This window comes from Sphingobacterium sp. SRCM116780 (assembly GCF_021442025.1).
Taxonomy (GTDB): domain Bacteria; phylum Bacteroidota; class Bacteroidia; order Sphingobacteriales; family Sphingobacteriaceae; genus Sphingobacterium.
Genome location: NZ_CP090446.1, coordinates 2216706 through 2233613, shown reverse-complemented (window position 1 = coordinate 2233613; position 16908 = coordinate 2216706). Strand labels below are relative to the sequence as shown.

10 protein-coding genes are annotated in these 16908 nt (G+C 34.7%); 1 reads left to right on the top strand and 9 read right to left on the bottom strand.

Features of this window, described 5'->3' with window-relative positions; all coding sequences use genetic code 11:
- Positions 1 to 5: 5 nt before the first annotated feature.
- The 3 genes from LZQ00_RS09690 to LZQ00_RS09680 form a co-directional block, all read right to left on the bottom strand.
- The gene (locus tag LZQ00_RS09690; protein ID WP_234509043.1) at positions 6 to 440 is read right to left on the bottom strand and encodes a MarR family winged helix-turn-helix transcriptional regulator; all 435 of its coding nucleotides are present in this window, start codon (positions 438 to 440) and stop codon (positions 6 to 8) included.
- Between the two features lie 147 nt (positions 441 to 587).
- Positions 588 to 3554, bottom strand: coding sequence for a protein translocase subunit SecDF (gene secDF, locus LZQ00_RS09685; RefSeq protein ID WP_234509041.1), 2967 nt, complete (start codon positions 3552 to 3554; stop codon positions 588 to 590).
- 269 nt (positions 3555 to 3823) lie between these two features.
- Positions 3824 to 4303 (bottom strand): hypothetical protein, encoded by a 480-nt coding sequence (locus LZQ00_RS09680; protein WP_234509039.1) that lies wholly within the window; start codon positions 4301 to 4303, stop codon positions 3824 to 3826.
- Positions 4304 to 4513: 210 nt separating this feature from the next.
- Between LZQ00_RS09680 and guaB the strand changes: the two genes are divergently transcribed.
- Positions 4514 to 5989 carry an IMP dehydrogenase gene (gene guaB / locus LZQ00_RS09675; protein WP_234509038.1) on the top strand — a complete coding sequence of 492 codons (1476 nt, stop codon included), beginning with the start codon at positions 4514 to 4516 and terminating at the stop codon, positions 5987 to 5989.
- Between the two features lie 62 nt (positions 5990 to 6051).
- On the opposite strand, the gene ppk1 is transcribed toward guaB, so the two are convergent.
- From ppk1 to LZQ00_RS09645, 6 genes are all read right to left on the bottom strand, one after another.
- Entirely contained in the window at positions 6052 to 8121 is a 2070-nt protein-coding gene (gene ppk1, locus LZQ00_RS09670) for a polyphosphate kinase 1 (RefSeq protein ID WP_234509036.1), read from the bottom strand.
- A gap of 134 nt (positions 8122 to 8255) precedes the next feature.
- Positions 8256 to 14177, bottom strand: a complete 5922-nt coding sequence (locus tag LZQ00_RS09665; RefSeq protein WP_234509035.1) for an alpha-2-macroglobulin family protein — start codon at positions 14175 to 14177, stop codon at positions 8256 to 8258.
- Positions 14178 to 14252: 75 nt separating this feature from the next.
- Positions 14253 to 14633, bottom strand: coding sequence for a hypothetical protein (locus LZQ00_RS09660; protein ID WP_234509034.1), 381 nt, complete (start codon positions 14631 to 14633; stop codon positions 14253 to 14255).
- A 15-nt stretch (positions 14634 to 14648) separates the two neighbouring features.
- Positions 14649 to 15227 carry a DJ-1/PfpI family protein gene (locus LZQ00_RS09655; RefSeq protein WP_234509032.1) on the bottom strand — a complete coding sequence of 193 codons (579 nt, stop codon included), beginning with the start codon at positions 15225 to 15227 and terminating at the stop codon, positions 14649 to 14651.
- A 73-nt stretch (positions 15228 to 15300) separates the two neighbouring features.
- A complete protein-coding gene (locus LZQ00_RS09650; protein WP_234509031.1) occupies positions 15301 to 15864 on the bottom strand; it encodes an NADPH-dependent FMN reductase in 564 nt (187 codons plus the stop codon).
- Positions 15865 to 15951: 87 nt separating this feature from the next.
- Positions 15952 to 16857 carry a 1-aminocyclopropane-1-carboxylate deaminase/D-cysteine desulfhydrase gene (locus LZQ00_RS09645; RefSeq protein WP_262910904.1) on the bottom strand — a complete coding sequence of 302 codons (906 nt, stop codon included), beginning with the start codon at positions 16855 to 16857 and terminating at the stop codon, positions 15952 to 15954.
- Positions 16858 to 16908 lie beyond the last annotated feature (51 nt).

Here is a 16908-nt window from a genome sequence, read left to right as displayed (position 1 = left end):
GATTTTTAGTCATTTAAATTATTATAAATCTTATCAAGAATACGGGTCAGCTCTGTAAAGTCCTGCTCTGTTAAATTGTCCCAAGCCTTCATTCGAATGTTGGCAATAATAGGGGATAACAAGGCTACTTTTTTTTGTCCCTCTTCTGTTAAATGAACATAGAGTCCACGGCGATCAGAAGGATGTACTATTCTTTCGGTCAATCCCTTTTTTATTAATATATCGACAATACGTGTCAATGTGGGTTGATCCTTATTACATTTTTCCGCCAATTCTTTCTGTAATAGACTGTCATTTTCGTAGAGCGTTTTAATGATTGTCCATTGGTCTACTGTAATGTCAAATCCGTTATTGGAAAATGAATTTTGAGCAAATTGTTTTACTTTTTTTGCCGTTCGCTCCAGAATGAATGAGTATCGATTGAATTTTTCGTTTTGCATATAAATATTTGTTTTGATAATATTTAGCATAACAAATATAATGATAATAATATTTAGTACAACAAGTATTATTGTAATTTATTTTAAAATAAAAAAGGCTTTCAGATTAATTCTGAAAGCCTTTTAAAAAAGTTGCTTTAGCAGCAGTTATGGTGTCACTGGCTCTGCTTTTTTAGGAGCGTTAGCCAAATGTTTTCCTTTGCTAAAATCATAAACTGCTGGAGCAGCTAAGAATATGGATGAATAAGTACCTACAATAATACCAATTAAGATTGCGAAAGAGAATCCTCTGATTACTTCACCACCAAATATGAATAATACTGTCAATACGAATATGATCGTTAATGAAGTAATAACAGTTCTACTTAAGGTTGTATTGATCGCATGATTAATTGTTTCGCCAAAATCTTTACTTAAAGCATTTGGCTTGTTCACGTCTTCACGAATACGGTCAAATACCACCACCGTATCATTTACGGAATAACCGAGTACAGTTAAAATCGCTGCAATGAAATGTTGGTCAATATCTAACGAGAATGGAACTATACCGTCTAAAATAGAGAATAATCCCAATACGATGATAGCATCATGTAGGGTAGCAATAGCTGCCCCTGCTGAATATTGCCATTTATGGAAACGTAATAAGATGTATCCTGCAATAATAAGTAAAGAGAATATGGTCGCATATATCGATCTGGATTTCATATCTGTTGCGATACTAGGGCCTACTTTCTGAGAAGAAAGAATCTCATGTTTATTTGCACCATCTACTTTAGATAATCCTTCATTCAGTTTCGTTAACACTTCTTTATCGGCATCATCGGAAGTTTCGTTGATGTGATAAGTTGTTGTTACACGAACTTGGTTAGCGGATCCAAATATTTTAACCTCCGTTGTTTTTTGGAAGGCCTGATCTAAATGATGACGTACAGATTCCAAATCAACCGGTTTTTCGTAACGAATGGTATAGGTACGTCCACCTTGGAAATCTACCCCTTGACTAAATCCTTTAATGAAGATAGAGGCAAAGCAGGCGATTACAACAATAATAGAGACAATGTAAAGACCTTTTCTTTTCTTGATGAACTGGAAGTTTGCATTCTGTAATGTTTTTGCTGACCAAGGGAATGAAACTTTAATTTTCATATCACGATCCAACATCCATTCAAAGATAATTCGAGTAAGGAATATACCTGTGAATAAAGAGGTCACGATACCAACCATTAATGTCGTAGCAAAACCTAAAATTGGGCCAGTACCAAAGAAGAATAACACTAAGCCAACTAAGAATGTTGTGATTTGTGAATCTAAGATAGAAGGTAATGCGTGTTTATAACCATCCGCAACAGCTTGTCGCATTGACTTTCCATGTGTTAGCTCCTCGCGTATACGCTCATAAATCAATACGTTTGCATCTACTGCAGTACCCATTGTCAACACGATACCTGCAATACCTGGTAAGGTAAGTACAGCATTCAAAGATGCTAATACCCCCATGATAAAGAATACGTTGATAATAACAGCAATGTTCGCTACTAAACCAGCCGTATTATAATAAGCGATCATAAATACGAGTACCAGTACAATACCGATAACTGCTGAATTTACACCTGAATCAATCGCTGATTGACCTAATGTAGGACCTACGATTGCCTCTTCAACAATTTTAGCTGTAGTCGGTAGACGACCAGCTTTCAATACGTTGGCTAAATCTTTTGTATCTTCTACAGTGAAAGAGCCTGAAATGGAAGAGTTACCACCTGCGATTTCTTCATTTACTCCTGGAGCTGAATACACAACATTGTCTAAAACGATTGCAATAGCTTGGTGACCTTGAGCAGCTTTTCTAGTGATTTTAGCCCATTCACGAGCGCCTTCACTATTCATCTGCATAGAAACAACAGGCTCGTTTCTCTCATTAAACTCATCGCGTGCATTGCTAATAACATCACCTGTTAAAACAGGTCCGTTATCAACACCAGCAGGTCTGATCGCATATAATGAAAGAATGTTAGGTGTTTTAGCCTCAGGTTTTACTGACCAAAGTAACTTTAAGTTTCCAGGAATAATTGATTTTACTTCAGGTCTATTTAGAAACGCATTTACTTTTGCGGTATCTTTAAGATCTGCGCTACCCACCATTGCACCTGGCATTAAAGCCATTTGCTGATTTTCACCCATGTAAACAGCTGGCTTAAAGACGTCAAATAATGGATTTTCTTGTGATAGTTTTGCTGCTGAACTATCTTTACTGTTTTTATTTGCACCTAAATTGGCCAACAGATCATCTGATTTTTTAGTGGAGTCTGTCGTTGCTTTTTCTGTAGTAGCAGTAGTTTTTAAAGTTGCAGATAACGTTTTGTTAATGTTCTCTAACAACGGATATACTTCTTGATTCGCATGTGTTTCGTAAAACTCTAGCTTAGCAGATCCTTGTAATAATTTACGAACACGTTGTTCATCATTAACACCAGGTAATTCAATTAAGATACGATTTGTACCTTGTTGAATTTGAATGTTAGGAGAAGCAACACCAAACTTATCAATACGTGTACGAAGCACTTTGTATGAATTCTGAATCGCATTTTCAGCTTCTTTTTGTAAGAATGACTGTAACTGTGAATCAGAATCTCCCGCTTTAATTAAAGATGCATTATCTTTAGTCGCGAAGAAAGTTGAAAGTGGTGTCGAATTACCTGTAGCTTTATATTCTTCAATGAATAAATTTACTAGAGATTTTTGACTCGTTTTACTTTTTGTAATCGCAGTTGCTAGCGCCGCATTGAACTTTTCGTCTTTAGGATTGTCGGCTAAGTTACGGATCAACTCATCAATTGAGATTTCCATTGTAACGTTCATACCACCTTTAAGATCTAAACCCAAAGCAAGTTCTTGTGCTTTCGCTTCTCTATAGGTATACTTAGCAAAACCTAAGTTATAAACAACCTCGCCAGCGATAGAATCTAAGTACGATTTTTCACGTACCATATCTCCTTTTGCATAATTTTCAGCATCACGCTCAACTTTGCGGGTTACAAAAGTGAATGATAGGGAATATAGACATGCTATTGATACCGCTATCACCAAAAATTTAATCAGCCCTTTACCTTGCATCGTCTGTTTTTAGTGTATTAGTTTGATATTATATTTATATAATTGATAACTTATTCTTGTTCGAAAAATTACAATTCTCCAAGAATGGCAAAGGTATAAAAATTTTGTAGAATGGAAAGTTTTATTTTATGATCTTAACACCATTATTTCAAGGATTTTCGAAAATATCAGTTGTTTAATGAAAATAATAAAATTTTTCTGTGTTTAAAAACAAAAAAGAGGGCTTTCAATTAAGAAAACCCTCTTTTTTGTTTTAATTATAGTTAGATTTATTTCAAAACATATTTAACACCAAAAGTGAATCCGTCACCATTGAATCCAGAATCATTATTCAAACCTAAATATGGTTTGTAATCTAAGTGTAGACCAATTGGAATAGTAGGAATTTTGTATTCCAAACCTACTTGAGGGCGTAATCCAATAAATGTTTTGTTATCAACGTGATCAGCAGTGATGAAACCTACTTGTGCACCAACACCTACATACCAAGCTAAACCTTCAGCTCCACGTAAAGCTTTTTCATATTGCCAATCTGCACCTAATGAAAGCCATTGATCACCAAAAGCAGCTTGAAATTGCGCAGCTGTAGTTCCTGTTAAAGCTGTTTTGTATTGAATACCAACATTTGCACCATCGCTACCGTCAAATACGATACCTAATGCCGATTTGTAAGGAGTTTGAGCTTTTGCTTCTTGAGCACCTAACGCTAATATTGCAACCGCTGCTACTGATAGTAATATCTTTTTCATAATCTTAAATAAATTTTGTTTTTAAATTAATTGTGAGAACCCATGCAAATAGCTTGCCAAAGTTGTATGAGGAGTTACAAAAAAATAAAAAAATAAGGTAAAGAGATTGTTATTTTAATCATTTGAATGTAATTACTCAAATAAATTTTCATTTTTTGTGAAAAATTCTTAATTTTGCCTGGCAAATAGAAAACCCAATACATATTTGCCATGCAATTAGATCCACAAAAATTCGTAGCAGAAGGACTTACCTACGACGACGTATTATTAATTCCAGCTTATTCTGAAGTTTTACCTCGTGATGTCGATACAAGTACTTTCTTGACAAAAAAAATCAAATTAAATATTCCATTAGTCTCTGCGGCAATGGACACGGTTACGGGTGCTGATTTAGCCATCGCAATCGCACAAGCGGGCGGTATTGGTATGTTACATAAAAACATGACGATTGCGGAGCAAGCTGCGGAGGTACGTAAAGTAAAGCGTTCGGAAAGTGGCATGATCCAAGATCCAGTTACTTTATTGCAAACAGCTACGGTTGGAGATGCTTTCAAAATTATGAAAGATCATAAAATTGGGGGTATTCCTGTTATCGATGAAAAAGGTAAATTAGTTGGTATTGTGACCAATCGCGATCTTCGTTTTCAAAAAGATATGAATCAGCCTATTGCAGAATTAATGACGAAAGAAAATCTTGTGGTTGCTCCAGAAGGTACAGATTTAGTGAAAGCCGAAGAGATTCTGCAAAATTATAAAATAGAAAAACTTCCAGTTGTTAATCAAGATGGTATCTTAAAAGGTCTTATTACTTTTAAAGATATTCAGAAATATAAATATTATCCTGACGCAGCGAAAGATACACATGGACGTCTTTTAGTGGGTGGGGCAGTTGGTGTTACTCCAGATACATTAGATCGCGTAGAGGCCCTCGTTAAGGCTGGCGTTGATGTCATTACCATTGATACCGCTCATGGTCACTCAAAAGGAGTAATCGATAAGTTAAAATTAGTAAAATCCGCTTTTCCTGAATTACAAGTCATTGTTGGGAATATTGCTACTGGTGCTGCAGCAAAAGCATTAGCTGATGCGGGTGCAGATGCCGTGAAAGTAGGTATTGGACCAGGTTCTATCTGTACGACACGTATCATCGCTGGTGTAGGTGTACCTCAACTATATGCAGTTTATGAAGTTGCTAAAGCACTAAAAGGTACTGGTGTTCCATTAATCGCAGATGGTGGAATTAAACAAACAGGTGATATCGCAAAAGCAATTGCCGCTGGTGCGCATACCATTATGGCTGGATCATTATTTGCAGGTGTTGAAGAAGCTCCTGGAGAGACCATTATGTACGAAGGACGTAAGTTTAAATCCTACCGTGGGATGGGGTCTATCGAAGCGATGGAAAAAGGATCGAAAGATCGTTATTTCCAAGATGTTGAAGATGATATCAAAAAACTAGTTCCTGAGGGTATTGTTGGTCGCGTTCCTTATAAAGGTACCTTGGCAGAAGTTGTTTATCAGTATATGGGTGGTTTAAAAGCTTCTATGGGATATTGTGGTGCTGCTACGATAGAAAAATTACAAGATGCACAATTTGTTCGTATTACAGGTGCTGGATTACGTGAATCACATCCACATAACATCTCGATCACCAAAGAATCTCCTAACTATAACAGTAGAGGATAATAGATATGAAGGGTTTTAAAAAAGGGTCACGCAACACTGTTGTGTGACCCTTTTTTATGAAATTAAATTTCGTCCGTCTTTTTTCTCAGGTAATTGTAGATTTCAATTTGAGAACGACAGGGTTCTTTTTTATTCTCTACGTAATGATTATTCAGTTGATTGTTCAAGATGCGTGCTTTAACATTATCTCGCAATTGAATGTGCAACATATCTTTTAGCTCATCTTTTATTTTTTTACTGTTAATTTTAATCGCAGCTTCTATACGATGATCCAGATTTCTAGTCATCCAATCTGCTGATGAAATATAGGTGATTTCTTTTCCCGAAGCATAGAAATACATAACTCGCGCGTGTTCCAAGAACTCGTCTACAATACTGATACTGTTCATCGCTTTCTTAAATTTTGTTTGATTTGTTGCACAAAATATACCTCTCACAATCATATCAATCTGTACACCAACCTCAGCCGCATCATAAAGTTTCTTGATCAGAATCTTGTCACTTAGCGAATTCATTTTGAGTATTATTCGTGCCTTTCTGCCTGCCTTTGCTTCCTCCATTTCCTTATCGATATAGTTTAGTATACCTTGACGCATATCAGTAGGGCAAATCAATAAACTGTGACAATTTTTAATCACATCAACTGGATTGCTTTTTGGTTTTTTAAGAAAATGGAATATTTTATTGATATCGGCCATTACACTTCTGTTGCTTGTCAGTAAGCAATAATCACCATATAATTTAGCTGTTTTTTCATTGATATTCCCCGTGCTCACAAAACCATATTGAACCGTTTTATTACCGACTCTTTTTTTAATGATGCAAAGCTTAGCATGCACCTTCTTATTCGGCACACCTGTTAAAACATGAATACCTTCCAGTTCTAACCGTTCTTTCCAGAATAAATTGTTTTCCTCATCAAAACGTGCGCGAAGTTCTAACATGACAATAACATCTTTTCCATTTCTAGCGGCATTAATCAACGCATTTACTATTTTACTGTTAGAAGCTAGTCGGTATGCGGTGATTTGTATTGTTTTGACATCTGGATCCATCGCTGCTTCACGTAATAAGTCGATCACAGGACGGAAAGTATGGTAAGGTAAGGACAACAGAATATCTTTCTTAATAATGATATCGGTTATCCTATGTGTATTATTAAGCTGAGGATGAGTAAAAGGTGTTCTTTCAATAGGGTGATGTGTTTGTTTAAAAACATTAGGGAAATCCATAAAATGCTTGAAATTATGAATTTTCTGACCTGGTATAATGTTATCTTTCTTCGTTAATTGTAATTTCTTGATTAAAAATTCAATAAGCTTGGGATCCATTTCTTTATCGAAGATAAAGCGTGTTGTTTTCCCTTTTCTCCGATTTTTAATTCCTTTAGAAATTTTTTCCGCTAATGTGGTATTGATGTCATTGTCCAGATCAAATTCTGCATCTTTTGTAATCTTGAAAACATGTGCATGAAATTCATCGAAACCAAAATAGGAGAAAATATAAGGTAGATTGAACTTGATAATATCTTCTAGCAAAATGATATGTTTTTCTTTTGCAGAAGCAGGTAGAATAATAAACCGACCATTTAATGTTGTTGGGATTTCTATAATAGCAAATCTAGTTTCATATTCCCATTCCTTTTTACGCATGGAGATACCTAGGTAAAGGCTTTTGTCGCGTAGATAAGGCATTGGGCGATTGTCATCCAACAATAAAGGAATAACATTGGACTCCACTTCTTCGGAATAGAAATTTTCAACAAATTTTTCTTGTTCCAGATTTAATTGGCCAGCATCTTTTATATAGACATGCTGTTTTGCCATTTCTTTCTGTACTTGATTCCAGATGTTGTCAAATTTTCTTTGTTGCTTGATGACGATATCATTGACTTCATCGAGTATAATTTGTGGATCTTCAAAGAAAGAGGAATTCGCTTCTTTATCTTTAATGTCAATTGCCCGTTTTAATCCGGGTATGCGTACCCTGAAAAATTCGTCTAAGTTATTGGAAAATATACCTAAGAATCTTATTTTAGAAGGAAGAGGGACGGTTTCATCTGCTGCCTCTTGTAATACTCTTCCATTAAAACTTAACCAACTGACATCTCTAGGTATGAATTTCCGTGCCATATCTCTTAATAATTCTTGTTTGTGATTCGCTTCAAATGTAAATGTACTTAATTAATATTGTACTCTAAATAATATTAATTAATTGTTAAGTTTATGTTAATTGATAACGGATTAACACAAAAATGTTGTTGCATTTATTTATTATTAATTTTTACCCCAATTCCAACAGAATGTGCTGACATTTCCGGTGCGTATAAATTCTGAATAGTTGTTATTCCGTTCGAAAACTTACCTGCATTATTTGCTCTTAACTCATATTCAAATACATGACTTCCCTGTGGTAAATAATCCATAAAGAAATTCGTTGCTGCATCTTTTGTGCTTTCGTAATAACCCAAACCTTGTTTGTATTTATAAGTGGAAGTTACATTTGTAGGTTCAAAACCTGCAGCACGCATATCTTTTAAATGAATAAACGCTAAATTGCGGTCTGTTTTTATTGAAATTCTGACTTTAACGATATCTCCAAGTTGAATAGGAGTAGTGGCCGTTATGGGGATCAAAACTTCTTTCAATTGCTCTATTTTTTTGATGTATAGTTCCTTTTGTAATGCAATAGTAGAAGAAGATGATTGAATTTTATCTAGATCTTCGAAGTATTGATAGTATAAACCTCCGAGCGCAACGCCAGGACTATTTTTTGCTATTTCGACTGTTCCTAGTGTAGGTTTTATTTCGGTTTTAAACCATACCTCTTTTAAATAGCCAGACCCTGCTTGTTTATTGATACCATGGAGATCTAAGGAATTTCCAGCAACTTTTATACGTAAGTCATCTTGACCATCGATCCAATGCTCACCATAATTAAGTAGTGCATCTACAGCTGCTACAGTAGCTTTGGTTGAGTTCCAGTGACGAACCTGTTTGTTTTTGATTAACCAGATCTTCATGTTCTCAATTGCTTTTTTATCCTGGTTTACTTCTTCAAATGCTTGTATGAGCATGGCTTGGGTTTCAATAGGTGCCTGAAACCATGTCCATCCTGCTTGATTTTGATTCCAATACATCCCTTTTTCTTCGGACTCCACAGATTTTTGTTGCAATTGCTTGATGACAAGTTGAGCTTCTGATTTCTTTTGATAACGATTGAGAATGATGGCTACTTGTGCTTGCTTCGCTAAATCGTAATTAAGCTTGTCCTTATCGATTTCTTTCAAGTAATAGTCAATGACGGGTTGCAACTTATTATTTTTTGCTTGTGCTGGATAGGCACTTCTGATCAGTAAATATTGAATTCCTTGTTCAATACTTGGTTTCAGCTTATTATTTTCTTGGTAACGATTCCAACTATATAAAATCTCGTTATCTAGATATTGCAACCCTTTTGTAAGGATAGGATTAATTTTATCCATCAAGTCAAATTCTTGAATAACATGACGGGCTGTTAATTTAGTGATTCCCGTTAAGATATAACTTGAGATATTGAAACTTTGATTTCCGCCTGGGTACCAAGCAAAACCACCGTTAGCTGATTGATAAGAGGCAAGTTTATTGAGATCTATTTCTAGATTGCTTTTAATGGAATTTTGATTAAATAAATTCGCTATATTTTTCATCGTTTCTTCTTCTCTTAAAGCATCTTGAAGCCAAGGAGTTTCTTGTATCAGTATACTTTTAAGATCATCGTTAATGCTCAATTTTGAATTTAACTGCTTGTTGTTTTTCCACGAATCAAAAACTGTTTTGATTTTTGGATTTTGGTTCACCAGATGTGTCGACAGTGAATTTAAATAGAATTTACTAAAAATAGATTCTGATGATTCGTAAGGGTATTCATTGACATAAGGTAAAGCGAATAATGCATGATAGATGGGATTACTTGTTAATTCTAACGTGTATTGGTAGGGTTCAGTTGTTGCAGAAGAGTTGTTTAAATTCGGCATTTCAAACGTTTTTACCTGTCCCTCTCTTACCGAGATAGGTAAGGTTTCCGTTACGAGCATGCTGTTTTTTAAAACTGGAATCGTAGACTCCTCAGCATCCGAGAATTTCCCTGCTTTTGCTGCAATACGGTAAGTAATGGCTTCTATATTTTTCGGAATTTTAATATCCCATTCAACACTTTTACTATTTTTGGCTGACAATGTCAGTTGTTGTTCTGAAGCAATGATATCCAAAGATTTCAGGGTTAGCGCATCAAATAATTCCAGTGTAACTCCAGCATTCAATTCATTTTCTGAAAGATTATTGACTTTAGATTGGAGTGTAATCTGATCCGTTTCTCTGAAGAATCGAGGCATATTGGGAATAATCATCAAGTCCTTTTGGGTTTCAACAAAAGCTGTATAAGTACCAATGGCTAAGTCTTTGGAATGTGCTAGTGCCATAAACTTCCAACGGGTTAAACTTTCTGGAGAATCGAAACTGAAGATAACGTTTCCATCTTTGTCTGTACGAAGTTGGGGAAGGAAAAATGCCGTTTCTTGTAAGTTTTTACGGATCTGAATCGTCGTTGTCTTCTCAGGTTCGGGTACTACCACAACTTCGGAGACTTGATCGTACATTGCTCCTGCATCGCTCGTCATTGGAGCACTACTTGATACTCCGGCTACTTTTCTTTGTAGTTGACTTGTCATATTGTTAGCATCGCCCTTACTTATACCAGAAATACCTCTTATTCCTATTCTGCTATCTTGATCATAATTATTGATGTTAAATCCAAAAGTTTTAAATCGATCATAAGTGAGCTGACTGTTAAAGTCTATCCACTGATCATTGCGGAAAAACTGACTTTCTACATTCTGGTTATAATAAGACCAAGTGCTGTAAGATGGATAATTGAAACGATTCGGAACGAAGGAGAAGTTATGCGGAGAAACGTCCTTTAATTTATCTAGCGAAGCATCATACATATTCACTAAAACTTCAGCAGCTAATTTTTCACCATTATTTCCCTTAATTAAAAGTTCCCATTGCTCTTTTTGTCCTGGATACAACTTATTCCGAAACGTTCTGGTTTCAAGGATTAATGATGGTATTTTTTGAATGATATCCAATGATTTGGTATGAGTAAATAATTGACCATTCTTCATTCCTGCAAAGTTCAATACCAAACTGTTTTTAGTTGTTTTAGGAATTTCAATTTGAATACTCGTTTTATTTGAAGAGATAGTTTTAAAATCTATTTTTTCATTTTCAGAAGAAGTAATGTTCAGCTGGAGCGCATCAAAATCTGTTTGTAAACTTATTTTTGCAATATCTCCGATTTCATAGCGATCTTTATCTGTTGTTATCTTTAAGGTTGATTTTTGATCGGATTGCAACTTATTATGGAAGACTTCAAAGTTTTGTTCTTCACGAATAGTATCGCGTTCTACAATAGAAATTGCTTCGATGTTATACATTCCGACCATGTCTGTACTGTTCGGCAATTTTATTTTTTTAGATTTTGCTAAATCAAATTCAATTTCGTCTAGATTCGTATATTCATCTTTTTGGGTATATTCATTTCCATAAGATTCATACGGAAATTTCTGTAAGAACTCTTTTTGAGGTATACTGTTGTAATAGCTGTAATTATTTTCGATAGAAAATAAAGGAGGTAAAATTAATCGGGTTCTTTCTTTTTTCTTTTTGAGGATTATTTTACCTTTTGCTAATACTTCCTGTCCAGATAGATTAAGAGCTCTTATACCAATTGAATCTAAGTTATTTGCATTTGTTTGTGATGGGACAGTTAGCACTAAGTTAAAAGGAATATTTCCAATCGTTAAGCTCGTTGCGCTTTCATTCGTTTCACCTGTGACATCCATTACTGAAACCTCTACACGAAAATTCTGGGTTAATTTCAATTTCTTGTCAAGATCCTTCGGCAATTCACTTTTAAAATTAATCTTAAAATTGCCATCCTGATCCGTTAGGATAGTGTCGGCCTTAATTTTTTCGGTTCTCGGTCTAGCTATAATTCTGTCATAAGAATCGCTATAAAATCCGTCATTAATCCTAAACCTACTTTCTATCATATCGACAGTATAGGCTACTTGAGCATGGGGTAGTGGTACTCCATTAAAAGATACAGCTTTTCCAGTAATGAAAATGCTATCTCCTAATGACTTTTTATCTTTAAATTCATCAAAAGTCACTTCAAATTTTGGGCGCTTATATTCTTCGACTTGAAAAGAATAAGTTTGATTGATATTTCCTTCCTTGATCTGAATAGAATAGTTGCCCGTTAGGCCTCCGTTGTTGAGTATAAAAGATCCTGAAGCGGAGCCAAATTCGTTCGTAGTTAATGTCTTTGCGTCTACTTTTTGATTGTTTGCATCAACGAGTTCAACCACAATTTTTTTATCTGGAACAACAGTATATTTAATGGTTTCATAGTTTTTATAAACTATTGCTTTGAAATATACAATCTGTCCCGGTCTATAAATCGAACGATCGGTGAAAACTTTTGCATCATAGGTCGTCTCATTATTCTCAACATTTTGGTTTCTATAGTAATAATAGTTGTTAAATGGAACGATGATGTTTTCATCATTAACGGTTAAAAATGAGTTTCTATTTTTATCGTCATTTAAAAAAACACCTAACTCATTGGTTCTTGATGATGATTGTTCAACGTATTTATCCTGTTGAATAGCATAAAATTTGACAGCAGCACCTGTTTGTTTTTCTCCAGTTTCACGATCCAAAATCAGGACTTTATTGTCTTTATTCAGAATGGCATATTGGCTGTAATTTAATCTTAAATGCCCATAGATTGCTTTCTGATCATAACCTTGATCAAATGGAGTGGATGAATATATAAGGGTATAGGATCCAGCAGGTAATTGTGGTAGGAGTATAGTCGTTTCGTGTACGACATTGTCTTTGAAGTACCTTACTTCAAAGACACCTTCTTTCAATACGACATTATTTTTGATAAATGTATTGATCCTATCGAAGATCGTACTGTCATAATAGGTGATCAACTCGGATTCAAGGCGGTTGAAAATATTTTTAGGTTGTACAATTTTGTAATAAATTTTGTTTGCATTTTGATGTTTGACTTTCAGCAATGCTTCTTTATTTGGTATGTTAAATTCTTTAACCTCTAATTGCACATATGGTTTGAAAATGTTGGCACGGATAGCAGTTAAATAATTCTTCGTGTTTAAGCTGTCTGCTCTGGGTAGGTATGCATCAATTTTTTGAATGAATTCATCCAATTTATTTTGACGAGTTGGAGATGCTGTACTCGCATTATTTCTATAAATATTGATAAGATCAACAATCATTATTTCTTTAAGCGATGAATGATTATACTTTGCAATCCAAGTTTCAAGCTCTTTGGCTTTGAGTGAATCTTGGCTCTGTTTCTTTTGAAAGAGTTGATAGACATTGAATAAGTAGGCATCGTTATTTTTTCCTTGATGGATATCGATTAAGTTTTGATATAAACTATCAACTAATTTTATACGAATATCTTTCTGATTATTCGCTAAGGACATTTGATATTGCTGATTTCCTTCTAACAGATCAATATAGTCATAGACAGCTATATCATAGAGCGTGGGTAGATATTGATGTTTCTCAACCTCAATCAGTTTGATCCATTTTTCTTTTGATTCATTTAACAACGTATTCTTTTCTATCAATACACTTTTATAGAGTGATTCTATGTTTTGATAAAATTGATTTTTTGTCCAAAATGTGAAATCTTGCTTTGTTCCTCCTTGTATTTCTGTGCGTTGATTGATAACATAATAATTGTTTGTTAGATAGTTACTGTAATTTCGAGCCTGTTGAATTGTTAAAATTGCTTTTGCGGCTTTATTATTTACTTGTTTTATCTTATCATCAAATTCTTGAATGACTTGTACTTTTATATCGGTGTTATCAGATGTCTGTAGTTTTACTTTTTCTTGATAAAGAAAAGCTTTAATCTGTTCATCATACCAACTTCTTTTTATTGCTTCTGTTTCTATTTTAGAGAGGATAGGGGGTAATTCTTTCCAAAACTGATGATCTGCCAAGCTATCCACCTGTTTCCAAAGTGAAGAAAGATTATTTTTCTGTGCATATATAGGAGATATACAGCATATACAAAGAATCAGAAGGAGTAATTTTTTCATAATTAAGATCAATGGGACATAAAAAAAGAGAACACATGGTATTCTCTTTAAATATAAATAAATTATCTAGTGTTTTTATTCTTTATCTGATCCCGTTTTTTTGGAAATTTGAATGGCTTCATATTTCTTTCCATCATAATGTGGTGCTTCTAAAGTAAGCGTCGTCGGATAAGGCATATTTTTATCAAAAAAATAAGCTGTAGTTGTACTCCCATAATCATTGACGGGGAGCAGATCTATACAAGCTTGATAATCAGCTGCTGATGGATTACCAACAGAAATTGCATAAATTCGAATAATTTCTCCTTTATTTTGATCGTTTCTAACAAAGGCAACTTCTTTAAAGTCTCCTGGAAGATCTTCAATACTTTTTTGTGTAAATGAATCTTTAAGCATAAACGCTATAATAACGAGAAGGGGTATGATGATAAACCATACCCGTTTATTTTTTTTCATTGAAAGGAATAAGAGTTAAAGTGATATGGTGATTCCTAATAATTTGTAAAACTCTTTAAGGATAGCCTGATGACCTGGCCAAGCAGGCGAAGTAACCAGGTTGCCATCTACGACCGCTTGATCTGCAGGAATATTTTTCCAGGTTCCCCCAGCTAATTCGATATCAGGCCCCACTGCGACATAAGCGGTTAGCGTACGACCCTGAAGCACTTTTGCCGCAGTCAGCACCTGGATTCCGTGACAAATTGCAGCAACAGGTTTATTTTGATCAAAGAAATACTTTGTTATTTCTAAAACTCGTTTATTTAATCGAATATATTCCGCTGATCGCCCCCCTGCAATATACAGGCCGTCATACTCCTCTACCTGGATACTATCGAAATCTTTATTGATGCCAAAATTATGTCCACGTAATTCTTTATAAGTTTGATCGCCTGTAAAATCATGAACTGCTGTCGGTACGACATCTCCCTTTTTACGATCTGGAGCTACGGCATCAACTTCAATACCGATGGCACCCATTGCTTGGAATGGTACCATGGCTTCGTAGTCCTCTACAAAGTCTCCAACAAGTAATAATATTTTCTTAGCCATATATTTAACATTTAATAGTCCTAAGTTACAAAAAAAGCCATAGAAGACTATGCCGATTTCTGTTAAGTTGTTGTTAAACTGATTTTAATAATTTTTCTTTTAGAGCGCGTTTCGTAGCGCGTACTTTAGCTTCTAGCTTACTTCTATGTTCGATACTCGTCACGCCTTTACCTACTTCGAAGTTATTCGCAAATTGTGGTAATGAAAATGAATCCAATACTTCTGCTCCATCCCAAGTGATTCTATTGACAGCTGTGGTCAATACAGTAGTACCTCCCATAGGGCCAGGACTGGTTGCTAGTAAGAAGACGGGTTTTCCATTAAAGGTTTTACGGCCAGCAATTCTCGAAACCCAGTCAATGATATTTTTATATCCAACATTGTAAGATCCATTATATTCGGCAATTGAAATTAATAAGAAATCTGCTTCATCAATTTTAGCAGCAAAATCCAGTGCCAGTTGTGGAATACCAGATTCTAGCTCTCTATCAATTGAATAGATAGGCATTTCGTAATCATTCAGGTCTAAAATATCAATAACATCGTCCTTTTCTTTATAATATTTAGAAACCGAAGTAACGAATGTTTTGTTAATTGAATTTCTGCTATTACTAGCAGCAAACGCTAATATTTTCATGTTGTATTTTTATTTTGAAAACCAAACGTACAATAATATTTTTATGAAATTGTCAAAATAATGTTTTAAACCTATTTAAAGGCTTCTTTATTGATTTAGATCAAGATTAAAACGGTCGTACATACCTAAAAATCCCGTTAGACCTCCTGTATGAATAACTAAAATATTAGCATTGGGTTCAAAATAATCTTTGGAAATTAAGTCATCAATTGCAAAAAATAGTTTACCTGTATAAGTAGGTTCAATCATAATACCACTACTTGAAACAAACTTTTCAATAAACTGTAGTAGAGTAGGTTGTGTTCTTGCATATCCGCCAAAATGGTATCCTGTATGGAGGGTTACGGGTTTGGTTTCGGGGTATATTTTTTGAATTTCCTCTTGAATAAATTCTCCACCTTTTAAAACGGGAATTCCGTGGACTTTAGTATTGAGTTTTAAAGTATCAACAGCATGTTGAATACCTGCTAGTGTGGTTCCTGTACCGCAAGCACAAAAAATATGATCGTAAGTTTGCGTTAAAGACGTGACAATTTCTTCACAACCCTTTGCTCCATCCATTCCATATCCTCCTTCATCAATAAAATAGGCATTTGGATTTGTTGCAAAATGTTTGTCGAAAAGTGTTTGTTTATCTTTATAATCTGCACGATTAGTATAAATTAGTTCCATGCCGAATAACTTACACATAGCAATAACGGGATTGTTAATTCCCTCATCGGCACGTAAAAAAGCGGTTGTTTTGAAACCGAAAGTGGCTCCTGCACAAGCGGTGGCTAAGAGGTGATTTGACCAAGCGCCACCAAAAGTAACAAGTTGATTTTTATGAAGTTCTAAAGCTTTATTTATGTTGAACTTTAGCTTTCTCCATTTGTTGCCAGATATAAAGGGGTGAATCATATCATCCCTTTTTATTGTAACATGAATAAACCTCTCTTGCCACCTTGGAAGGCTGATTTTCTGTTCAGGACTATAAAAATCAAAAGATATCATACACTTTATTCGCAAAGGTAGTAGAATTTATACGAATTAGGTTATTTTTGT